The 22,436-nt window shown below is 65.5% G+C and carries 19 protein-coding genes, 1 tRNA gene and 1 other RNA gene; 6 read left to right on the forward strand and 15 right to left on the reverse strand.

Features of this window, described 5'->3' with window-relative positions; genetic code table 11:
- Positions 1-7: 7 nt before the first annotated feature.
- Positions 8-1,945, reverse strand: coding sequence for a protein kinase (locus KA712_21760; GenBank protein MCG5055593.1), 1,938 nt, complete (start codon positions 1,943-1,945; stop codon positions 8-10).
- A gap of 249 nt (positions 1,946-2,194) precedes the next feature.
- On the opposite strand from KA712_21760, the gene KA712_21765 reads away from it, so the two are divergent.
- Entirely contained in the window at positions 2,195-2,860 is a 666-nt protein-coding gene (locus KA712_21765; protein MCG5055594.1) for a hypothetical protein, read from the forward strand.
- 28 nt (positions 2,861-2,888) lie between these two features.
- Here the strand turns inward: KA712_21765 and KA712_21770 are convergent, their stop codons facing one another.
- From KA712_21770 to KA712_21800, 7 genes are all read right to left on the reverse strand, one after another.
- A complete protein-coding gene (locus KA712_21770; GenBank protein ID MCG5055595.1) occupies positions 2,889-4,232 on the reverse strand; it encodes a PQQ-dependent sugar dehydrogenase in 1,344 nt (447 codons plus the stop codon).
- Between the two features lie 92 nt (positions 4,233-4,324).
- The gene (locus tag KA712_21775; protein MCG5055596.1) at positions 4,325-5,452 is read right to left on the reverse strand and encodes a radical SAM protein; all 1,128 of its coding nucleotides are present in this window, start codon (positions 5,450-5,452) and stop codon (positions 4,325-4,327) included.
- 77 nt (positions 5,453-5,529) lie between these two features.
- A complete protein-coding gene (locus KA712_21780) occupies positions 5,530-6,105 on the reverse strand; it encodes a tRNA-(ms[2]io[6]A)-hydroxylase (GenBank protein ID MCG5055597.1) in 576 nt (191 codons plus the stop codon).
- Between the two features lie 64 nt (positions 6,106-6,169).
- On the reverse strand, positions 6,170-8,860 hold the full coding sequence (acnA, locus tag KA712_21785) for an aconitate hydratase AcnA (GenBank protein ID MCG5055598.1): 2,691 nt from the start codon (positions 8,858-8,860) through the stop codon (positions 6,170-6,172).
- Positions 8,861-8,974: 114 nt separating this feature from the next.
- The gene (locus KA712_21790) at positions 8,975-9,646 is read right to left on the reverse strand and encodes a hypothetical protein (GenBank protein MCG5055599.1); all 672 of its coding nucleotides are present in this window, start codon (positions 9,644-9,646) and stop codon (positions 8,975-8,977) included.
- Positions 9,643-11,100, reverse strand: a complete 1,458-nt coding sequence (locus tag KA712_21795; GenBank protein ID MCG5055600.1) for a sigma-54 dependent transcriptional regulator — start codon at positions 11,098-11,100, stop codon at positions 9,643-9,645. Before KA712_21795 ends, KA712_21790 begins: the two co-directional genes overlap by 4 nt.
- Before the next feature lie 14 nt (positions 11,101-11,114).
- Positions 11,115-12,638, reverse strand: coding sequence for a HAMP domain-containing protein (locus tag KA712_21800; GenBank protein ID MCG5055601.1), 1,524 nt, complete (start codon positions 12,636-12,638; stop codon positions 11,115-11,117).
- A gap of 107 nt (positions 12,639-12,745) precedes the next feature.
- Between KA712_21800 and KA712_21805 the strand changes: the two genes are divergently transcribed.
- From KA712_21805 to uvrA, 3 genes are all read left to right on the forward strand, one after another.
- On the forward strand, positions 12,746-12,979 hold the full coding sequence (locus tag KA712_21805) for a BolA family transcriptional regulator (GenBank protein MCG5055602.1): 234 nt from the start codon (positions 12,746-12,748) through the stop codon (positions 12,977-12,979).
- A 103-nt stretch (positions 12,980-13,082) separates the two neighbouring features.
- A complete protein-coding gene (gene grxD, locus KA712_21810) occupies positions 13,083-13,412 on the forward strand; it encodes a Grx4 family monothiol glutaredoxin (GenBank protein ID MCG5055603.1) in 330 nt (109 codons plus the stop codon).
- Between the two features lie 47 nt (positions 13,413-13,459).
- Positions 13,460-16,405, forward strand: a complete 2,946-nt coding sequence (gene uvrA / locus KA712_21815; protein ID MCG5055604.1) for an excinuclease ABC subunit UvrA — start codon at positions 13,460-13,462, stop codon at positions 16,403-16,405.
- A gap of 16 nt (positions 16,406-16,421) precedes the next feature.
- Here uvrA and rnpB read toward each other — a convergent pair.
- From rnpB to KA712_21850, 7 genes are all read right to left on the reverse strand, one after another.
- Positions 16,422-16,798, reverse strand: an RNA gene (gene rnpB, locus KA712_21820) — RNase P RNA component class A.
- A gap of 81 nt (positions 16,799-16,879) precedes the next feature.
- A complete protein-coding gene (locus KA712_21825) occupies positions 16,880-17,665 on the reverse strand; it encodes a hypothetical protein (GenBank protein MCG5055605.1) in 786 nt (261 codons plus the stop codon).
- A gap of 72 nt (positions 17,666-17,737) precedes the next feature.
- A tRNA-Ile gene (locus KA712_21830) sits at positions 17,738-17,810 on the reverse strand.
- 95 nt (positions 17,811-17,905) lie between these two features.
- Positions 17,906-18,709: an undecaprenyl-diphosphatase UppP gene (gene uppP, locus KA712_21835; protein MCG5055606.1), complete on the reverse strand. Its 804-nt coding sequence runs from the start codon at positions 18,707-18,709 to the stop codon at positions 17,906-17,908.
- Between the two features lie 8 nt (positions 18,710-18,717).
- Positions 18,718-19,506 (reverse strand): biotin--[acetyl-CoA-carboxylase] ligase, encoded by a 789-nt coding sequence (locus KA712_21840; protein ID MCG5055607.1) that lies wholly within the window; start codon positions 19,504-19,506, stop codon positions 18,718-18,720.
- Between the two features lie 7 nt (positions 19,507-19,513).
- Positions 19,514-20,368 carry a carboxylating nicotinate-nucleotide diphosphorylase gene (gene nadC, locus KA712_21845; GenBank protein ID MCG5055608.1) on the reverse strand — a complete coding sequence of 285 codons (855 nt, stop codon included), beginning with the start codon at positions 20,366-20,368 and terminating at the stop codon, positions 19,514-19,516.
- 70 nt (positions 20,369-20,438) lie between these two features.
- Positions 20,439-21,092 carry an HAD-IB family hydrolase gene (locus KA712_21850; GenBank protein ID MCG5055609.1) on the reverse strand — a complete coding sequence of 218 codons (654 nt, stop codon included), beginning with the start codon at positions 21,090-21,092 and terminating at the stop codon, positions 20,439-20,441.
- A gap of 275 nt (positions 21,093-21,367) precedes the next feature.
- Here KA712_21850 and rsmD point away from each other — a divergent pair, with 275 nt between their 5' ends.
- Together rsmD and coaD are read left to right on the forward strand one after the other, a co-directional pair.
- Positions 21,368-21,928 carry a 16S rRNA (guanine(966)-N(2))-methyltransferase RsmD gene (gene rsmD, locus KA712_21855; GenBank protein MCG5055610.1) on the forward strand — a complete coding sequence of 187 codons (561 nt, stop codon included), beginning with the start codon at positions 21,368-21,370 and terminating at the stop codon, positions 21,926-21,928.
- A gap of 11 nt (positions 21,929-21,939) precedes the next feature.
- On the forward strand, positions 21,940-22,419 hold the full coding sequence (gene coaD, locus KA712_21860) for a pantetheine-phosphate adenylyltransferase (protein ID MCG5055611.1): 480 nt from the start codon (positions 21,940-21,942) through the stop codon (positions 22,417-22,419).
- Positions 22,420-22,436 lie beyond the last annotated feature (17 nt).

Here is a 22,436-nt window from a genome sequence, read left to right on the forward strand (position 1 = left end):
GGCCGAATCACAGTCCCAGCATGCGCTGAATGAAGTTTTTCTGCTTTTTGGGTGGTGGCCGCTTTCGCAAGGCGACCGACACGGATTGATTCTTCCGGGCCGAAACCGTGAAGCGCTTCTTGGCGGGCAAATAGCCCTGCTTGATGAAGGTGAGCTCGTAGGTGATGCCTGCTTTGAACCTCAAACTCATGGGCGCACGGCCAAATACGCGCCGCTTGAGCTTCACCACGGCCCCTGAAGGGCGTGAGGCCACCTTCACCGAAACGATCGGGGCTGGTTTCGGCGCAGCGTTCGGCTTTCCCGCTTTGGAGGGCGTGGTTGGCGCCTTGCGGGTGGGCAAAAGGACCGCGTCCTCGGGGTCGTCACCGATGACCTTGTCCGCGAGGTCTTTCTCGGCCTGTGCGAGCAAGCTCTCTTCGTTGTCCGATTCGTCTTGGTCCGGGTCTTGGTCAGACGTTGCCGCCGGTACCTGCCCGGACGGGCTTGTGTCGGGTGCAGCGGCGTCTGCGGACGCCGACGGCGCTGCACCCTCGTCTACATCACCGTAGCTCTCTGCGCGTCCCAGGAGCCCTACGCCTTGCGGGGCCGGGGTCGGCACGAACGGCACGTTGGTCGCCCGTCCGTGTTCGCTGCCCCCCACGTCGGGAGGGGATGTCTCGTCGCGACGGACCAGCAGGCCGATGGCGATGCCGATCGAGGTCAGGAGGCCCAGAGTGCCAAACATCCGGCGAGAGCTACGCTGTGACGAAGGCGTTGGGGCGAGCGACGGGGGTTGCGATGAGAGGCGCTGTGTCCCGGCGGTTTGGCCCGTCGGGGCGAAAGCCATGCTTTCGGGTATCGCGGAGGCGCCCGGGGCGGGCGGAGGCGCCGACCGCGAGGCTGACTGAGACGAGGCCAGGGTCGCTCCGAGCGCCACAGACTCGGGCAACGCCCCCATCGTCGAGGCCTCGAACTCGATGTCTTGATCGCCCAGCTCCATCGTGTCGTCGGGGCTGTGGGTGGGAGGCGGCAGCCTTCCGATCGAGGGAACGTGATCACGGGTTTCAAGGTCGGCAAGCCACCGCTTGAGCTCGGTCTTCCCCGACGCGCCGAACACCTGCCTCTGCACGTCTTCGATGACCTCCAGCATGGCATCGGCGGTCTGAAACCGTAAAGCGGGGTCGAGCTTCATGGCGCGCTGGATGAGCGCCGCCACCTCGGGGGCGATCCGCGGGTTGATTCGTTCAGGGGGAGGAAAGTCGGCCTTTTGGACGCGGAGAATCGACTCGAGGTCCGTCGGGGCCTCGAAGGGGCGCTTGCCCGTGAACATCAGGTAGAGGAGCGTCCCGATGGAGAAGAGATCGCTGCGGGCGTCGATGGCCGTGCCCGAGGCCTGCTCCGGAGACATGAAGGCCAGTTTCCCCTTGATGACTCCCTGGACCGTGTTTTCCCGCTTGGTCATCGCCTTGGCGATGCCGAAATCGGTGAGCTTGACCTCGCCCTCGGCGCTGACGAGCACGTTGTGGGGGCTGACGTCCCGGTGAACGATGCCCATCGGCTTGCCCCCGCGCGTGCGGCTGTGTGCGTAGGCCAGCGCCCGGCAGACCTCGCCCACGATGAAAAGCGCGAGCGTGGGCGAAAGCTCGAAACCGGGGAGGGCCTTGACTCGGTTCAGGATCTGGTTGAGGTCCCACCCATCGACCAATTCGAGGACCAGGTAGTAGTGGCCCTTGGCCTGTCCGAGGTCCAGCACCTGGACGATGTTCGTATGGGTCAGCGACATGGCCACGTGGGCCTCGTCGATCATGAGGTTTTTGAACTGCGGCTCGACGAGCAGCGTGGGCAAGATGCGCTTGAGCACCACCGGGCGCTCGAAGCCCTCGACCCCGTGCTGCGTGCCGGCGTAAATCTCCGCCATGCCGCCATCGGCGATCTTGCGGCTGATCCTGTAGCGACCCTTCGCCATGTGCGGTTTGGTTCGAGCACGGCGCCTCATCACCGGCGCCCGCTAAAGTTATCCTGATTCCGCCAGCTTAGGTAGGGGCGTGGAGCAAACCCCTGCTGCTTTGGGGGTTTTGGAGCCTAGGGCGGGCCGGCCGGGCGAATTTCTCGTTTCTCCCAGCCCGGGGCGGGGGCGGGCGCGCGGCCGGTTGCCGTCGCCTGAAGGCGGCACTATGGTTACCGGGTAGGCCCCATGTCGTCCAGGAGGTTCGCGTTGCCACGAAGGGTTCGGACGGTCTTTCGAGGTCTCGATGGGGCCCTCTGTGTCCTCTTGGGCCTGGTGTCAGCGGCCTCGGGCCTCGCCGCGTGCGGAGGCTCGAACATGGGGCTCCAGGAACTCAAGGGGGGCATTGAGCTCGGGGTGCGTCGGGGGGCGGCGTGGACCACCTTGACAGTCAAGCCCCCTTACGTCATTGGCCCGCGGACGAACTTGAAGCTCGAGCGGGGTGTCTTCAGCGGGAACATCGATGGGCGCGGCGTAAAGCTCTACGTGGACGAATCGGGGGTCCATGGGCAGGGTCCTTTCGGCAACGTGAACGTCGAGATCTTCGACGGGCCAGACTCGATGACCATCGAAGGCACGTGGAACGATAGCCGGGTGCACTTCAAGGTGACCGAGGACTCCTTCCGGGGCACGATCCCGGTGTGGAACAACAACGCGGGTCTGCTGCGCGACGTAGAAAGCTGTCAGTACGTGCTCGACAAGGTCGACGTCGACGGTAGCCGGATGGGTTTTTCGACCTGCAACAATCTTCCTGAAGACACGCGCATCGAGGTGCCGGCTGCCGTGCAGGATTGGCTGACGCGGCCGGAGCTCACCGCCATCCTGCTTGCGCTGCTGTCGTCACCGCCCACGACCTATCTCGAGCGCTCCTTCTGAGGTTGTGGGACCCGTCGCGGGCGCGCCCTCATTCCGGATCGATGCGATAGACGTTTCCTACGATGTCGCTCAGATAAAGTTCACCAAGGGCGTCTTCCCCGAAGCTTGCAAGGCCTTGAATGCGCGTGGTGTCGCTGGCGAGGTCGGCGGTGAGCTCAACTTCGCTCGTTGCCTGTCCTGCCACCTGGACGAAAGACCAAACTTGGTTGGTGTTGTGATCGCCGTAGAGATAGCGGCCTGCAAGGCAGGGAATAAGGCGACCTCGATAGACGAACCCGCCAATGACGGAGCGACCAGGGTTCTGACCGTTTCGTAGAGGTGGGTTTTCGTACTCCGCAAGCGGCAAGAGCTTGCCCGTTCGGTCGCAGTCGGGCGCGCCAAAACAATGCGTGCCTTCCATGACACTCCAGCCGAAATTCAGACCCGCTTTTTGTTCGGCCGCCGGAACCACGTGGACCTCCTCCCAGTCGCCCTGTCCCACGTCGCCGATGTACAAGTCCCCGTTCATGCGGTCGAAGGACCATCGCCACGGGTTGCGTAGACCAATGGCCCACACGTGAATGCCCGCCGGCTCGGGCATGTTCCCGGTGGGCCGGGCCCGGGGATCCTCCACATCGATCCGGAGCATTTTCCCGAGGTCCGTGCGTACGTTTTGGCCCGCCTTGAAGGGATCGTTCGCGGCGCCGCCGTCCCCGATGCCGGCGTAGAGCAGGCCGTCCTTGCCGAAGGCCATCATGCCGCCATTGTGATTTCCGTGCGTGGAGTGCGCGACCACGACGAGCGGCGTGAGACTCGGCTCGGCGCGCTCTGGGGTGGCGCCCCGCTCGCCCTCTGCCACCACGAGGTCCCCCCCCTGGCCCTGCGAGAGCGGGTCATTGCCTCGCCGCGTGTAGTAAACGAAAAAGCGGCCGTTGTCGTCGTACTGCGGATGAAACGCAAGCCCCAAGAGGCCCCGCTCTCCCGCGTCCTCCAGTACCGAACGCCGAAGGTCGAGAAAGGGCGTTTCCAGCAAGGTCCCTCCGGCGACCACCTGAATCAGCCCCTCTCGTCTGACGACAAAGAGCGGTGCGCGTTCGGTAGGCTGGGTCACGTAGACCGCCGCGCCGTCAGTCTTCGCCACGCGCGTGAGCTTGAGCTTCGGCACGGCGGTGCATGCGGCGGTAGGTGGAGCGCCGCCGGCGCCTGGTGCGACGTTTCCACCGCCAGCGTCCGAGCCGCCGTTGCCGGCTCCATCGGCCCCGGCAGCGCCTGCGTCGAGGCCGGAGCGACCCTCATGGCCGTTGCTACAAACGCTCGACCCGACCAGGAGGGCGGCAAGAGCACCGAGGGCGGTCAGCCCGTGCCGGGCTCGAAGCAAATGTCCATTCGTCATGGCAGGTGCACCTTTGTCAGCGGGCCAGAAGGCGACCGGGGCGGGAGCGCCGGTTGATCCAGGATAGCGACCCCCAGGACCCGACGAAAGGCTCAACCAGGCTCGCGCGTTTTGACCTGTACCAAGCGGCCGCCTTCCTGGGTGGCGGCAAGGGTCCCGCAGGCGGCTCCAATCTCCTTGCCCCCGGAATAGCGGCGCACCGTGGGGATGCCATGGACCGCGAGCACGTCGCGAAAGCCCTTGAGCTCGGCCTCGTCAGGTGGCAGGTACTGCCCCGAGGGATCCGTCACGTCGATGAGGTTCACCTTCACCCTCAGGCCTGCCGTGAGGTCCACGAGTGCCTGCGCTGTCTGCGGCGCGAGGTTCACGCCACCGATGGCCACATAGGCGAGGGTGACGCGCTGTCGTGTGGCGTTGGCGTAGGCCCGAATGCTCTCGAAGAGCTCAGGCAGGGACCAGCGCTTTTCAATGGGCATCAACTGCGCGCGAAGGTCCGACGTGGGGGCCCCGAGGGAGAACACCAAGCGAAAGTTATGACCCTCTTCGGTGTAGCGCCGGATCATGGGCACGACGCCCGCCGTGGAGATCGTGATGGCCTTGGCCGCGATCGCAGGACCTGCGGGTTCACAAAACACGCGGGCCGATCGAAGCACGTTTTCGTAGTTCAAGAAGGGCTCGCCCATGCCCATGAACACGATTCCCCGGATGGGTTTGTCCGCTTCTTCGGCCACTTTGCGGTGTTGGGCGAGGATCTCCCAGGTGGAGAGATTGCGGATTCCCCCTAGTTTTCCCGTGGCGCAGAAATCGCAGGCCAAAGCGCAGCCGACCTGACTGCTGACGCAAAGGGTGTACTTCGCCGTGGGAAGGGCTTCGAGCGCGGCCGCTCGACCTTGCTTTCGTCGCTCCTTGAGCGCACGGGCGTCTTCAGCGTCGGGCAGAGGAATGCGGACGGCCTCGACGGTACGTCCGTCGTGCAACCGAAAGAGGTACTTGGTGAAGCCGTCCTCGCTTTGCCGCCGTTCGACGATCTGGATGTCTGCGAAGCGTGCATTCCGCTCCAGCCATTTGCGTGCCGGCGAGGTCAGTCCCGCCAGTCTGTCGAAGTCCGTTCGCCCTTCGCGGTGGACGCGCGCGAACACCCTTCGGGCGACTTCCCTCGAGATCCCCTGCGCGCCGAGAGCGCGCTCGGTCTCGGTCATGTCCATGTTGCGCAAATCAATCGGAGCGTCGGGCTCGGGCGCACACGAGGTGAAAGCGGGTGAGATTGGCAGGTTCGTGGTCATGAGGTCTCGGCGGCTCAATGCACCCGGCAGCCAAAGCCGAGGTTTGCGATGATACCCGCCTCGCGGGTGGCCATGGCATCGAGCCGTTGCTGGACCTCCGCCTGGGGCATGTACAAGGTGGCGAGGTCGACGAAGATCGAGGCGTGGCGTTCCTCGGCGTTGGCCAGCACCTGATAGAACTCTGCGAGGCGCCTGTCGCCCGCCTGTCGGAAGCCGGCAGCCAAGAGCTGCAGCCGCTCGTGGGAGCGAGCCTCGATGAGGCCCGCCACCAGGAGCAAATCGACACGGCGTTCCGGCTCACCGCTGGCCACCCCGGCGAAAAGCGCCCGTGTGTAGTTGTTTGCCATGTCGGTGCGCGGGGTGAAGCCGCGTTCGGCCAGAAGGACAGAGACCTGCACCACGTGGCTCGTTTCTTCGTGGGCCAAGCGCGAGAGCGTCTCCACGAAGTGGTGGTTGTGGGGGTACCGGCGCACGAGCGACAGCGCGTTTTCGGCGGCTTTGCGCTCGCAATGCAGGTGGTCAGAAAGCAAGCCTGCCAGGTCGGCCGTGCTGGCCTCGAACCATCCTGCACGTGTGGCTGACTTCAACATGGCGAGGGGGCGGACGGGAAGCAGCCGCACCCGAGAGGATGCGGCCGCGTCGGTGGGTCTGGGCTCAGGCGGCGCCCTTGAGCATGCGGCGGAGCACGTAGAGCAAGATGCCACCGTGCCGGTAGTATTGCGCTTCCTGGGGCGTGTCGATCCGCAGACAGGCCTTGAAGTGTCCCGTGCCGCCATCGGGGCGCGCGAAGTTCACCGTCAGTTCGCGCTTGCCCGAAAAGTCGTCGAGCACGCTTGGCAGGCCGATGGTCTCGAAGGTCTCTTCGCCCGACAGACCCAGGCTACCGACCGACTCACCAGGCAAAAACTCGAGGGGCAACACGCCCATGCCGATCAAGTTCGATCGGTGGATGCGCTCGAAGCTTTCGGCGATGACCATGCGAACACCCAAAAGGTTTGTGCCCTTGGCTGCCCAGTCGCGGGACGAGCCCGTGCCGTATTCCTTGCCGGCCAAGATGACGAGCGGGCGCCCGTCGAGCTTGTACTTCATCGCGGCGTCATAAATCGACATCACCTCGCCAGTGGGCAGGTAGCGAGTGACGCCGCCTTCAGTGCCTGGGGCCAGCAGGTTGCGGATACGAACGTTCGCGAAGGTGCCTCGCACCATCACCTCGTCGTTGCCCCGACGGGCGCCGTAGGAGTTGAAGTCCTTCGGATCCACGCCCCGCGCGACCAGGTACTGGCCTGCAGGGCTATCCTTCTTGATGTTGCCGGCCGGCGAGATGTGGTCGGTCGTGACGCTGTCGCCCAAAACTGCCAGCGCATGGGCGCGCGCGATGTCCACGACGTGCCCGGGCTCTTCCGTCATGTCGCCGAAGAAGGGCGGATTTCGCACGTAGGTGCTGTCGTCCTCCCACGCGTACGTGGCGCCGGTGGGCACCTCGAGCCCGCGCCAGGCCGCATCGCCCTCGAACACGCGTCCGTAGGTCTCCTTGAACATCTCGGCGGTGATGTTCTTGGCCACCACAGCCGCCACCTCTTCCTGAGAAGGCCAGATGTCTGCGAGGAACACCGGTCGTCCGTCGCTGCCGGTTCCCAGCGGCTCCTTCGTCAGGTCGATATCGACCCGGCCGGCCAACGCCAACGCCACCACCAGCGGGGGCGACATCAGGTAGTTGGCGCGCACCTCCGGGTGTACACGACCCTCGAAGTTGCGGTTGCCCGAGAGCACAGATGACACCACGAGGTTTCGTGCGGCAATGGCTTTCGAGATCGAAGCCGGCAGCGGCCCCGAGTTGCCGATGCAGGTCGTGCAACCGTATGCGGCCACGTTGAAGCGAAGCGTCTCGAGGAAGGGCAGGAGGCCCGCGTCCGAAAGATAAGCCGTGACCACCTGACTGCCAGGCGCGAGGGAGGTCTTGACCCAGGGCTTCGTGGAAAGCCCCTTTTCGACGGCCTTTTTGGCCAGGAGGCCTGCTGCCACGAGCACGTTGGGGTTCGACGTGTTCGTGCAGCTCGTGATGGCAGCGATGACCACCGAGCCGTTCTTGAGTTCCGGTTCGATCCGGTCGGCGTCAGCCGGGGGTTCGTCCTTGGGGGGCTTCGTGAGGGATGCGACGGCCGCCGCAAACGAGCGCCCGAGCTCGGGCAGGGCGATGCGGTCCTGCGGGCGCTTGGGTCCCGCGACGGAAGGCACGATGGTGCCGAGGTCCACCTCGAGGATCTGGGAGTAGGCGGCTTCGGGCGCTCCGGGCTCTGCCCAGAGCCCCTGGGCCCTGCAGTATTGTTCGACGAGCGCCAGGTGCTCCTCCGAGCGCCCCGTCAAGCGCAGGTAGCGAAGCGTCTCGTGATCGACCGGGAAAATGCCGCAAGTGGCACCGTACTCCGGCGCCATGTTCGCGAGGGTCGCACGATCCGAAAGCGGGAGACTGGCCAGACCGGGGCCGAAGAACTCGACGAACTTGCCCACGACGCCCAACTTGCGGAGCGACTCGGTCACGGTGAGCACGAGGTCGGTGGCCGTCGAACCTGCCGGTAGCTTCCCCGAGAGCCGCACACCCACCACCTGGGGTATCAGCATGGGACTTGGCTGCCCGAGCATCGCGGCCTCTGCTTCGATGCCACCCACGCCCCAGCCGAGGACGCCGAGACCGTTGACCATCGTGGTGTGCGAGTCCGTGCCTACGAGCGTGTCGGGATACGCTTGGCCGCTCTCGTTCGCAAAGACCACGCGAGCCAGGTACTCGATGTTCACCTGGTGGACGATGCCGGTATCCGGCGGTACGACCTTGAAGTTGTCGAAGGCGTCCTGTCCCCAGCGCAAAAAGGCGTAGCGCTCCTTGTTGCGCGAAAACTCGATTTGGTTGTTCAGCGTCAGGGCCTGGGCATGCCCGGATTCGTCGATCTGAACGGAGTGATCGATCACCAACTCGGCAGGAAGTAGGGGGTTCACCTTGTTGGGGTCGCCCCCCATCCGCACCATCGCGTCCCGCATCGCGGCCAGATCCACGACCGCAGGGACTCCAGTGAAGTCCTGCAAGATCACGCGGGCCGGGGTAAAGGCGATCTCCACGCTGGGGACCGCTTTGGGGTCCCACTTGGCAAGGGCCTCGATGTGCGCCTTCGTCACGGACACGCCGTCCTCGAGCCGCAGCAGGTTCTCGAGCAGGATGCGGTGGGCGAACGGAAGGTGCTTGATGTCGAACCCCGCGGCCTCGACCGCGGCCAAGCGGAATACCTCGTAGGTTTTGTTGCCTACCGACAGGGACGAGCGAGCTTTGAAACTATCGAGCGACGACGTGGACATGGGCGCGTGTTTTAGCACGACTTGCCGCGTTCCCGTCAGCAATCCAGGCGGCTTTCGTGCCCGGTTTTTCGTAGGACCCCAGGGCTTGCGGGCCGCCGCCGGCGAGCCCTCGGCTCACCGCCACAGACGGTGCGCGGGGCGCGCTTCCTTGAGCTCGCCCGGCTGGACCCCATCGACGAAAGCCCGGGCGGGCGGCTCGGTCCCGAAGCTCCGCATCAGGGCGCCGGCGGCACCGAGCACGCCCAGAAGAACCGCGCTCGTGCCGAGCGCCCAGGGCAGCAACTGGGTGCGCCGCAAGGGGCCAGGCACGCGCAGGGTGACCTGCTCGAGCGTGCGCTCGGGGCCCCCACGATAGGGCGTGACCGCCGCCGGTGCCAGCAACACCCCGTCGACTTCCAAGGGGACCCCCGGCCTGATGACGATTTCCTCCACCGAGACGACTCCCGAAAAACCGAAAGAATGCGCCACCTCCCGCGCCCCTGACGAGCCCGGGCCGAAGAGCGTGGCGAGTGCATCCAGCCGGGCGTGGCGCCCATCGATGCGAACCCGCTCCGCGGCAAAAGCGGGGGAGTCACGAAACTCGACGTCGAAGGCCTCGTCGCTCACCAGGTCGTGAACGAACACGTTCGACGGCATCACCTCGGTGACCCGCAGACGCCAATGTACGCAGGGGGTTCGCGAGGCGGGCGCCTTCAGAAGCTGGGTGGCAGGCACTGCGGTGCCCATGCGGACCTGCCAACGCAGGTCCATGTTTCCGTCGTGCATCGGAATCAGGCCTCTCGTCATTCGGGCTCCCCGGTGTCTTGGCGAGGCGTGTGCCCCTGGGCGTACTCGTCCAACTTTCGGTAAAGGGTACGACGATCCAAACCGAGGCGCTGCGCCGCCCGGGTCTTGTTGCCGCCTTCGGCCTCGAGCACCTTCTCGATGTACCGGCGTTCGAGCTCGTCGAGCGTGAGCCCTTGAGCCAATGCCTCCGCCAGGCGGTCGGAGGAGGGGCGCGCTTTCCAGCTTGCGGGCAGATCGCCCACGGCAATCATCGGGCCGCGCGCCAGCGCCACAGCGCGTTCCACCATGTTCTCGAGCTCTCTCACGTTGCCCGGAAACGAATAGGTCGCCAGGATGCGGCGAACGTCCTCGTCGAACCCGCGGGCGGTCTTTCCGGTGCGCTGGGCGGCGCGGGCCAGGAAGTGTTCGGCCAAAGGCAACACGTCCTCGGGCCGTTCGCGCAAAGGCGGGATCTTCATCTCCACGACGTTGAGCCTGTAGTAAAGATCTTCGCGAAAGCGGCCTTCGCGCAAGAGCAGCTCGAGATCGCGGTTCGTGGCGGCGATCACCCGCACGTCGACGGATTGAGGCCTGGCCGCCCCCACGGGCCTCACCTCCCGCTCCTGAAGGGCGCGCAGCAGTTTGGGCTGCACGCTGGGGGGCAGGTCGCCCACTTCGTCGAGAAACAAGGTGCCCCCTTGGGCCTCGACGAAGAGGCCCGTTCGATCGGCATGTGCATCGGTGAAGGCGCCCCTCCGATGTCCGAAGAGCTCGCTCTCGATGAGGTTCTCCGGAATCGCTGCGCAATTGACGGCCACGAAGGGGCGGTCGCGGCGGGGGCTGCCGTGGTGGAGCGCACGGGCCACGAGTTCCTTCCCTGTGCCCGATTCTCCCGTCACGAGCACACTCACCGCCGAGCCGTCCAGGCGGCGAATCAACTCGAACAGCTCGCGCATGCGAGGAGAGCGACCAATCAGCGCACGGGCGTGTGAGGTGTCCCGGCCCGTGGAGAGGAGCTCGGGCACCACCCCTCGCTCGGCCAAAGCCCGCTCGATCGTGCGCAACAGGTCTTTGAACTCGAAGGGCTTCGTCAAATAGTCGAACGCCCCCAACTTCACCGCCCGGATCGCCGTGTCGATCGAGCCGAACCCCGTGATGGTCACGACCAGAGGTCGCGGGTCCAACGCCTGGATTTCTCGAAGCAGGTCGAGACCGTCGATGTCTGGCATGCGCACGTCGGACACCACCACCTGGATGTCGCCGCGCTGTAAACGCTGGAGCGCCCCGCGACCTCCCGTGGCCACCTCCACCGGAAAGCCCTCGTCTTCGAGCTCTTCACGCAAAAGGTCTCGCATGGCCTCGTCGTCGTCGACCACCAGCAGACGGGCCCGGGGGCGTCCGGCGGTGGAGCGATGCCCGGCTTCACGCCCCGCGGACCGCGAGCGCGCGAGTGCGCTGGCGTCATTGCTTACCATCCGACAGGCCCCATCTAGGGATCGTTGCTCATTACGCTCCGGGGGGCAAGCGGGGTTCTCGAGGTCGGGTCAGAAGACAGCGGCAAGAACACCCGAAACGCAGCCCCCCCCTGTGGGCGATCTCCTACTTCCATCCACCCGTCGTGGTCCTTTACGATCCCCTGGCTGACCGCCAATCCAAGGCCCGTGCCTTGACCCAGGTCCTTCGTGGTGAAGAACGCCTCGAACACCCTGTCGCGGTCTTCGGGTGGTACGCCGGGCCCGGTGTCTGCCACCTCGAGCATGAGGAAGGGCAGGGGGGGCGCAAGGGCCAGTCCTTCCTTGCGCCTCGAAACGGTTTCCACGGTTACCTCCAGGACCCCACCGCCCGGCATGGCCTGCAGGGCGTTGTTGAGGAGGTTCAAACACACCTGCTGAATCTCGGCAGGGTCACCAGGGATGGGGCCCACGTCGGGCGCAATGCGTACCTCCGTCGTTACGTTTTGTCGCATGACGCTTTCGTCCACGAAGCCAAGCGCTTCCTTTACCGCCGCGGGAACGTCCACCTCGGTCAGGGCGGGGCGGCTCTTGCGGGAAAAAGACAACATCTGGCGGATGATGCGTGTGATGCGATCTACTTGACCCGCGATGATCTCAGCGTTTTTGGCCACTTCCGCGGGGTCGCTGGCCCTCTTGTCGAGTGCGCGCGCCCGGCCCCCTATCACGCCGAGGGGTGTTCCAAGCTCGTGCGCGATCTGAGCCGCCATCTGGCCCATGGTTGCGAGCTTCTCCGAATGCCGCAGCCGCGCTTCGAGGGCTGAGCGCGCCGTCGTGGCCCTTTCGCGCTCTGCCCGGGCCTCCCGCAGCGATTCGGTCATGGCGTTGAAGCGGCCGGCCAGAATGCCGATTTCGTCGTCGCGCTGAGGCAGGAGCGCCCGGCTGAGATCGCCCTGGGCCACACCCTCGATGGCCTCATTGAGGCGCCGGAGGGGCCGGACCACCCCGCTGCGGAGGAGCATGAGCATCGCTATGCCGAACCCCGCCAGGCCGCCGACCAACCAGGGCAGAGCCTTTTTCAAGCTTGCCCAAACCGCTGCGTCGATGGCCGAGGTGGATCTTCGGAAGCCCAAGACCGCCCTGACCCTGCCTGCCTCTGATCGAGGTGCGTCGGAGAGAGGAACGGCCATCGCGAAGAACGGAGCGCGCCCGGCAGGCGCGAAGAACGAACCGATGGGTTTGTGTTCGATCTGGGCGGCTTCCACGAGCTGACTCCAACCGCCGTTATCTGGCCGGTCGGGCCCCGTCCAGATCAGGTCCAACGTGAAGGGGGAGATCGCCGCTGCCAGGGCGCCGCGCCGCTCCGCAAGCCTCGCTTGGACCCCGTCGGCGTCGAGGGGCTCCAGAGCCACCTGGAGGGCGCGGGCCACTTGCCCGGCGCTCAGCTTCAAGTCTTGCTCCAGGTCGGCCCGGCGGAAACGCGTGAACGACCAGGCCGACAGCCCCAATGTGGCTGCCATCATCAGCGTCGTGAGCAAGGCGAGGCGGGGTCCCAGGTTCATTCCGGTATCTACATCTTACGCAGAGCTACGATGCTTGTGCGCCCACCCAACACCGGTGACCCCCCATTCCCTGAGACCGGAGGGCCTGCTATACGTGCCTCGTGGCGATGAGCGCGAAAGAGCTGGAGAAGCGGCTGGCCGAGGCCTTTGCCCTGGCCGAGGTCGAGGTGAAGGACCTGACGGGAGGAGGCGATCACTTCGCGGCCACCATCGTCAGTGCCGCCTTCGTCGGCAAACCGCTCATCCAACGCCACCGCATGGTGTACGCCGCCCTGGGCGACGCCATGAAAGGCGACATTCACGCGCTGGCCCTCACGACGCGCACACCCGACGAACCCTGAGCCCCCACAGCTTGGCCGTAGGCGGTGTCGATTGGCCGGCAGAGTCTCGCCGGAATCGCCGGGCGCCGCGGCTGCATCCAATGCCCACCCACGAGGAATGCACATGAGCCAACTTCCCGAAGATTTGAAGCAGCGCCTGGAAGAGACTGTCAACAAGGCCCCCGTCATGCTGTTCATGAAGGGTAACCCCTCCATGCCCCAGTGCGGATTTTCCGCTGCCGTGGTGGCAGTGCTCAAGGACGTGGGCGTGCCTTTCGGAACGTTCAACATCCTGTCCGACCCCGACATTCGTGAGGGGCTCAAAGTTCACTCGAACTGGCCCACGTACCCTCAGCTCTACGTCAAGGGTCAGCTCGTCGGCGGGTGCGACATCGTCCGCGAGATGCATGCCAAGGGCGAGTTGGCCCCGCTCCTCCACGCGGCCCAGGGTTAACCCACGTGAGCGGGGCCGGACAGCGGGGCAGGGGGGCACCCCGCCTCGTGAAGAGCAAGCCCAGTCAGGCAGCGCGGCCCTCGAAGGCCGCTCGCTCCGAGCCGGTCCACGAGCCCGACTTCATCCAGGTTCGCGGCGCGCGCGAGCACAATCTGCAGATCGACGAGCTGCGCATCCCCAAGCGGCAGCTCGTCGTGTTTACGGGTGTGTCGGGATCGGGCAAGTCATCGCTGGCCTTCGATACCCTCTACGCCGAGGGGCAGCGTCGCTACGTGGAGTCTCTGTCGTCGTATGCCCGGCAGTTCCTGGGTCAGATGGAGAAGCCGAAGTACGAATCGCTTCGCGGGCTGTCTCCCACCATCGCCATCGAGCAAAAATCGGCTTCGTCGAACCCGCGTTCCACCGTGGGAACCGTGACGGAGATTTACGACTATCTTCGTGTCTTTTACGCGCGGGCGGGCGAGGCGCGATGCCATCTGTGTGGGGGCGCCGTTGCGGCGCGCTCGGCCGCCGAGATCGTGGACGAGCTGCTCGGCTTGGCGGCGGGGACGAAGGCCACGCTCATGGCGCGCAAGGCGGACAACCGCAAGGGCGAGTTTCGCGATGTCTTCGACGACGCGCGCAAGGCAGGGTACGCACGGGTGCGCGTCGATGGCACTTTGCAGCGCCTCGATGAAGTTCGCGGGCTCGAAAAAAACAAAAAACACACGGTGGACATCGTCGTCGATCGCGTCACGATCGAGCCGGCCAGCCGCGCACGGATCACCGACTCGGTGGAGGCGGCTTTGCGTGAGGGGCAGGGCATGCTGGTGGCGGCCGTGGAGGGCGAGCGCACGGACCGGACTTACAGCGAGAGCCGCGGTTGTGGCAGCTGCGGCGCCAGTTTGCCGGAGCTCTCTCCCCAGTCCTTCTCGTTCAACAGCCCACTCGGCATGTGCATCGACTGCAACGGGCTTGGCTCGTCCCTGGAGGTCGATCCGGAGCTGGTCGTGCCAGACCCGTCATTGTCGATCGGCGAGGGCGCCATCGAACCGTGGGGTGAGAAGGCGGGGAACGAGCAGGGGTGGACGTCGAGCATCGCCAAGGCTCTCCACAGGCAGTTCGCCATTCCGCTCGACAAGCCCTGGAAGAATTTGACCGCGCGCCAGCGGGAGATCGTGCTGTTTGGGACGGGAGTGGACCGGCTGGATGTGAAGTGGAAGAGCGCAAACAGCGCGGGGTCGTGGGCCATGAAGTTTCAGGGGGTGGTGAACACGATCAAGCGGCGCATGCAGGAGACTCAGTCGGAAAACATGCGCCAGTGGTACGCGCGCTACTTTCGTGAGACCGCGTGCCGGGCCTGCCACGGCCAGCGGCTCCGGCCGGAGTCACGTGCGGTCGTTTTGGGAGGCAAGCGCATCGTCGAAGTCACGGCGATGACGGTGGCCGAGGCGGCGTCTCACTTCGCCTCGCTCGATCTCTCCGGCGCCAAAGCGCGGATCGCCGAGGAGATCCTCAAGGAGATTCGTAACCGCCTTGGCTTCCTGCTCAACGTGGGCCTCGAGTACCTGACCCTCGATCGCGCGGCCGCCACGCTCTCGGGCGGTGAAGCACAGAGAATCCGGCTCGCGTCCCAGCTGGGCTCGGAGCTGTCGGGCGTCATGTACGTGCTCGACGAGCCCTCGATCGGACTGCACCAGCGAGACAACCGCCGGCTGATTGAAACCTTGCGCCGGCTTCGAGACCTCGGCAACAGCGTCCTGGTGGTCGAGCACGACGAAGAAACGATCGACGCCGCCGATTGGGTCATCGATTTCGGACCGGGCGCAGGGCGCCTGGGTGGGCACGTGGTGGCCGCAGGCACCCCCGCCGAGGTAAGGGCCAACGCGGGCTCGTTGACGGGCCGATACCTGTCGGGGGCAACACGCATCGAGGTCCCCTCCTTGCGGCGCCCGGCGTCCGGGCACCTGCTCGTAAAGGGGGCGCGCGAGAACAACTTGAAGGGCATCGACGTCGAGATTCCCTTGGGTGTGTTCGTGGCCGTTACGGGGGTGTCGGGAGCCGGTAAGTCGAGCCTCATCGACGGCATCTTGCGGCCCGCGCTGCGCCGCAAGCTCATGGGCGCAAGTGATCCCGTAGGCAAGGTCGACGGGCTCGAGGGCGTCGAGCAGCTCGACAAGATCATCGACATCGACCAAAAGCCCATCGGTCGCACCCCGCGGTCGAACCCCGCCACGTACACCAAGGCCTTCGATCTCATTCGCGACATTTTCGCCGAGACAGCCGAGGCGCGGGCTTTTGGCTACAAACCCGGCCGCTTCTCGTTCAACGTCAAGGGAGGACGCTGCGAAGCCTGCGAAGGCGATGGCGTGAGGAAGGTCGAGATGCACTTCCTTCCTGACGTCTACGTGACGTGCGAGGTGTGCCGTGGTCGACGCTACAACGAAGCCACCTTGAGGGTTTTGTGGAAAGGGCTCTCGATCGCCGACGTCCTCGAAACGTCGGTTGCCGATGCGCGCCACCTGTTCGCGCATCACAGGCAGCTGTCCTCCATCCTTGAAACGCTCGACGACGTGGGCCTTGGGTACATCCATCTCGGGCAAGCGGCCACGACCCTTTCCGGCGGCGAAGCCCAGCGCATCAAGCTGGCGCGGGAGCTTGCCAAGCGCGACACGGGAAAGACGCTCTATCTGCTCGATGAACCCACCACCGGCCTGCACTTCGAAGACGTCCGACGCCTTCTCGTGGTTTTGGGTCGGCTGGTCGATGCCGGGAACACGGTGTTGGTCATCGAGCACAACCTCGACGTCATCAAGGCGGCGGATTGGCTGATCGACATCGGCCCCGAGGGCGGCGCGGCAGGAGGGAAGTTGGTGGCCGCTGGCACCCCTGAAGCCGTGGCGCACACCGGGGACTCGTACACCGGGCAGTTCCTCGCGCCACTTCTCCGAACGGTCGTCGCGCCGCCACTGGCCAAGGCTCGCCGCCGCGCCCGCACGCGGGCCGCCGTGTGATGGGTGTAAAGCTTCTTGTCGGAGCCGGACTATAAGCCGGGTTCTGTTCCCGCGTTCGTTGCCTGGCGCGGGAGAAGGTCATTCATCTAGGCCGTCCGTTGCCGGGCGGCTCGAGCGACCAACTGGAGATCTGGAATCGGTGTGGGCCACACCGGCGGGTCACCCCGCGATCCCCGACCGGTCTTGCTCCGGGTGGGGTTTACCGTGCCCCTCTCGTCACCGAGAGGGCGGTGCGCTCTTACCGCACCTTTTCACCCTTACCGGCCGAAGCCGGCGGTTTGTTTTCTGTGGCACTTTCCTTCGAGTCACCCCGACTGGCCGTTAGCCAGCACCCTGGCCCAAGGAGCCCGGACTTTCCTCGAGGGAAACCCTCGCGACCTTCCGTCCGGCTCCGGCAAAAAGCCGAGGCATGATGACAGGCCGTAGAAGATCGTGCCAGGCTGCACCCGGCTTAATCTTCAACGCGCGCCAGAGTCAGGCAGATTCTGCGGGAGAGGCGGCGCCGCTCGACGTTCCTGCACCGCCACCGTTGCCCGACTCGACGCCTTCGTCCTTCAGCAACTCCTCCCAGAAGATGATGCGATGGCAGTAGGGGCAGCTCTCGATGGTGAGACCACGCCTCAGCACGTTGAAGAGCTGAGGAGGAATATTCATGTTGCAAGCCGTGCAGGAGCCCGCGCGCACTGGCGATATGGCAAGGCCTTTTTTGTTCCGGATCACGGCGTAGCGTTTGAGGACATCCGGCCTCAGGTTACGGGCCAACCCCTCACGCTCGCTCGCGAGCCCGGCGAGTTCCGCACGAACGCCCTCGAGCTTCGCCTCGGCTACGGTCCTGTCGGCGTTGACAGCCTCACGAAGCTTTTCCACCTCGCCGGCCCGCTCCGACAGCACGGACTCCTTCGAGTGTATGGCTTCGAGCAGCTTCTTGATTTCGCCTTCCCGGCTCTGGAGCATTTCCCGCGTTTGCTCGATTTCCCGCTGGGCGGCGTTGGCTTCACGGGGGTTCTTTGCCTGCGAGAGCTTTTGTTTTGCGCCGGTGACCTGGGCGCCCTCGAGCTCCGAGAGGCCGCGCTGTTCGGCCAGGTACTTTCGTGTGTCCTCGAGCTGGCTTCGTTCGGAGGCGAGCAGCGCCTCCACACGAGCGAGGTCGTTTTCCGTGGCTTTGATCTTGGCCGGGATGGCCTCGAGCGATTCATTCAGATCTTTGATCTTCGCGTCGTGTTTCTGCAGTGCTTCAAGCCACTTCAACTGATCGCGCAACGGGATTCCTCCGGGTCAGGATACAAAGGGACGAGACGGGAAACGAACGGAAAGGCACCGCGGGTGGGGCTGTGGGCCCACTAGGATTCGAACCTAGGACCAGGCGGTTATGAGCCGCCAGCTCTAACCGCTGAGCTATGGGCCCGGTATTGGTGTTTTCCATTACGTCAAGGGCGGCAATCTACTCCCGGCGCCCATCTCTGTCCAGGTTCACGAGCCCTTGCCGGGTCGCACGGGCGCTCACGACCACCAGTTCGACAGCAACCCGGCCACCAACAGCAGGCCCAAGGCGATACGGTAAACGACGAACGGCAGCACGCTGCGGGTTCTCAGGAAGCGAATCAACCAGGCGATCGCGGCGTAGCCCGAAACGGCGGATACCGCCAGGCCCAAGAGCAGAACCCCGCCGCTGATGTTCTGGGCGCGCAGGACATCGGGCAGCTCGAAGATCCCTGCCGCGGCGATGGCCGGGACCCCCAACAAAAAGGAGTATCGCGCCGCGGCCTCTCGGCGCAGCCCGAGGGCCATGGCCGCCATCAACGTGATGCCCGAGCGAGAGACCCCCGGAACGAGGGCCAGCGTTTGCGCCAAGCCCACCAGCAGCGCGTCCCGCATGCCCGCGGTGGCGATGTCTCGCTCTGGCGTCACGCGCTTTTCCACGAACGCCATGAGCAAGGCGACGATGACCAGCGTGGCCGAGATGACCCACAAGGAACGCAGCGGGCCTTCGATGGCATCCTTGAACAGCAGGCCCGCTACCCCCACGGGGAGGGTCCCCACGACGAGTTCGAGCAGGCGGCGCCCGTCTGGGTCTTGCAGGGGGCGGGGCCGAGTCCACGCGCGGAGCATGCGGAGCAGGTCGGGCAGGAAGTACCCCACCACCGCCGCGAGCGTGCCCAACTGAAGGACGGCGGTAAAGGCCGCCCCGGCATCAGGCCAGCCGAGCACGGCGGGCACGATACGAAGGTGCGCCGTGGACGAAATCGGCAGGAATTCAGTGAGGCCTTGCACCAGGCCGAGCAGCACGGCTTCGAGCGGAGTCACGAGCGGCTTTATAGCTTCGTCACCACCTCTCCCGAAAGGACCGCGTGGCGCTTTCCTGATTCGTCCTCGATCAAGAGGGCGCCTGTGGCATCGACATCGACGGCGTTACCGAAAAGGTACGCCCCGCCCCGTTCGACCCGGCAGGGTTGCCCGAGCCACGCGAAGGACCGGAAGGCCGCGATCGCCATGGGTGGCCCCTCGCGCGTGAAGGTCTCGTAGGCGGTCTCGAAGCGATTGAGGAAAGCTGCGAGCAGCTCGAGGCGGGTAGGGGCAGCGTCGCCCGCGATCTGTGCCACCGACGTCGCTATGTCCGCGAGCTCTACCGGGAAGGTGCGCAGGCCCACGTTGACGCCCACGCCGATCACCAGGTGCCGAATGCGGTTCTCGAACGTCGCCATCTCGGTGAGGATCCCGGCCGCCTTCTTGAAGCCAGACGGGGTGGGCAACACCAAATCGTTTGGCCACTTGAGGCGACAGCCCACGCCGAAGTCCCCTAAGCTCTCAGCCAGCACGGCCCCCGAGAGCAACGTCAGGGGCGGTAAAGAGGAAGGTGGCAGCGTGGGACGCAAGAGCAGGGAAAAGTAAAGGTTCGTTCCCGCCGGTGAATGCCACACGCGGCCCAGGCGGCCGCGCCCGCTGCTCTGGGCGTCCGCGGTGACGAGCGAACCCTCGGGGGCGCCTTCGTCGGAGGCACGCGCGAGTTCGTCATTCGTCGATCCGCAGAGCTCGAAATGGCGGTGCGTCCGACCGATCCACGCCGTCGTGAGCCGCTGGGGCAGCTCGAGTTCCCAGTTCATCTCGTCGTCACGAAGGTAAAAAGTCGAGCGCGATGTCCACCGCGCGTGCCGCATGGGTGAGGGCGCCCACGGAGACGAGATCCACGCCCGTCTCCGCGAAGCTGCGAACCGTCGCAAGCGTGACCCCGCCCGAGACCTCGAGGAGGGGCACACTGCGGCCGCGGGCGTTGCGGCGCTCGACGGCTACGAGGATGTCGGTCCGCGTGAAGTTGTCGAGCAGGACGATATCGGCCTCGGCCTCGAGCGCCTCGTCGAATTGAGCCAGGGTGTCGACCTCGACCTCGATTTTCAATCCGTGCGGTGCCTGTTTCCGGGCGGCGTGCACCGCGGCCGCGACGGACCCCACGGCGGCCACGTGGTTGTCTTTGATGAGAACACCCGAACCGAGGTCGAAGCGGTGGTTGCGACCGCCTGCCACGCGAACGGCATATTTTTCGAGGGCGCGGTACCCCGGCGTGGTCTTTCGGGTGTCGGTGACCTGCGCGCGGGTTCCCTCGACGGCCGCCACGAAGCGCGCGGTTTGTGTGGCCACCCCACAAAGACGCTGAAGGAAGTTGAGGGCCGTGCGCTCCGCCGCCAGCACGCCGCGGGCGGTCCCTTCGACCGAAGCCAGAACGGTCCCCGCTTCGGCTCGGTCGCCCTCAGCCACGAGCCCGCAGAAGCGCACCTGGGGCTCCACCCGCTCGAACACCAGGGCCGCCAAAGGCAGGGCGGCCACCACGAGCGGCTCCCGAGCCACCAGCTGGGCTCGTGCCCCGATCTCGGCGGGAACGCTGACGACGGAGGTTACGTCTCCGCGTCCGAGGTCCTCCTCGAGCGCCAAGTCGATCAATCCACGGGTATGTGGCGAATTCCAGGGCAACACGAGGCGTAAGCTATTCGGTTGCGCCTCGAATCTCAATCTCGGTCGCCCTGGCCCGGCGACGGCCGCCTTAAAGCCAGCTTTCGATCGGCCAGCCTCGCAACCGGGCTGCCCGTCGAAGCCGAGGGTCGGGGTTCACCACGATTCGATTTTTGACACGCTCGAGCATGGGCAGGTCTGTGTACGAATCCGTATAGAACCAGCTCTCCTCGAGATTCAGCGCGAACCGAGAGCCAAGGCTCTCGGCCCAGTGAATCTTTCCTGCACCGTAGCAGGCGGGACCCAGCAGCCGGCCCGTGAAGAGGCCCTTTTCGACCTCCAGTTCTGTGGCGCCCACAGCGTCCATGCCGAGCGACCTTGCCACGGGCTTGACCACGTAGGCCGGAGACGTCGACAAGATGGCCAGGAAGCGCCCCCCCGCGCGGTGATCCTCGACGCGGCGAAGGCCCTCGGGGAGGAGCCTTGGCAACACCGTGTCCTCCACCCACCGCTGGCACATCTCGGCGAACTCGTCCTCGCGTTGACCGCGCAGCATCGTCACGACCCGGCCTGCGACGGCAGGGAGGTCCAGCAGCGCGAAATGGTACCGCGCCATCCAGGTGAGCGCCTGGAGCGCCCGGGCCAGGGAAAGCTCTCCGCGCCGACGCATGTGACCGACGAAGAGCCGCCCGGTGTTCACCGGGACCAGCGTGCGGTCGAGATCGAAAAAAGCGACGGGGCGCAAAGTCATACCTCGGTGGGGGCTCGGCCACGCCCCGGAGCCGTGCAGAAAGGACGGCCGGGAGGAGTGTACGAGGTGCGCGGTCAGAGACCTAGCTGTTCCTAGAATTTAGGATGGTTTTCGGGCGTTCAGGTTTCAGTCTTGAGCGTGCAGCGTGACATCTCGCCACCCGATCCGTGGCGTATGTCACGACCCTGAAACGCCTTGGCCTCGGCCCAGCGAAACACATGTCGGTTTGACTTCGCCCCAGGCCCGCGGTAAAGAGCGCGCCAGTCATCATGCGGCTCACCGGGGGCCTTGACCGAGGGCGAAAGCTCAAGGCTCCACGCGGTCTAAAAACTCGACCCACAGCGTCCAAGGTACGCGAGGCGGTGTTCAACATCCTCGGGCCGCCGCCAAATGGCGACGTCCTGGATTTGTTCGCCGGAACGGGTTCCCTGGGCATCGAGGCACTCTCCCGGGGCGCGGCCTCGGCCGTGTTCGTCGAGCGTGACAGCCGGGCGCTTGCGGCGCTGCGGAAGAACTTGGCCGAGCTCGGCCTTCAGCAGCGCGCCGCCGTCGTGGGACGGGACGTGCTTCAGGCGCTCGCCAGCCTGGCCAGCGAGGGCCGCCGCTTCGCTTGGGTGTTCGTCGATCCTCCTTACGCCGCAGGCGAGGTCGAGCACGTGCTGCGCGCTCTCGGCTGCCACGGCCTGGCGGCCGGGGGTGTGGTCATCGTCGAGCACGACAAGCGCAGCGTGCCGCCGGACGAGAGCGGGGGCTTGATCCTGACCGACCGGCGTTACTACGGTGACACCGGACTTTCCTTTTACCGATGCCAGCAAGGGCTTGCCGCGTGAGCGCCGCACCCATGGTGGGCATCTACCCGGGCACGTTCGACCCCATCACGAACGGGCACGTGGACATCCTCAAGCGGGCCGTACGGCTATGCGACAAGGTGATCGTGGCCGTGGCACACAACGTGCGCAAAGCGCCGCTTTTCTCGGTGGAGGAGCGCGTCGAGATGGTTCGCGCGGCTGTGGGTGACCTCCCGAACCTCGAGGTAGACGCGTTTTCTGGTCTTCTCGTTGATTACGCACGCCAGCGCGGCGCCCGCGCCATCGTGCGCGGCCTGAGAGCCATCGCCGATTTCGAGTACGAGTTCCAGTTCGCGCACATGAACCGGCACCTCGCGCCCGACGTCGAGACCATTTTTTTGATGACCAGCGAGGAGAGCTTTTATGTTTCTTCGTCTCTGGTAAAAGAGGTGGCCAGCATGGGCGGCGACATCAACCGCATAGCGCCGCCTGCCGTCGTGCGGGCCCTGCACGAGAAACTCAACCGTCGCTGAACGAAAACCCCTGGCCA

Source organism: Myxococcales bacterium, from assembly GCA_022184915.1.
Taxonomy (GTDB): Bacteria; Myxococcota_A; Polyangia; order Fen-1088; family Fen-1088; genus JAGTJU01.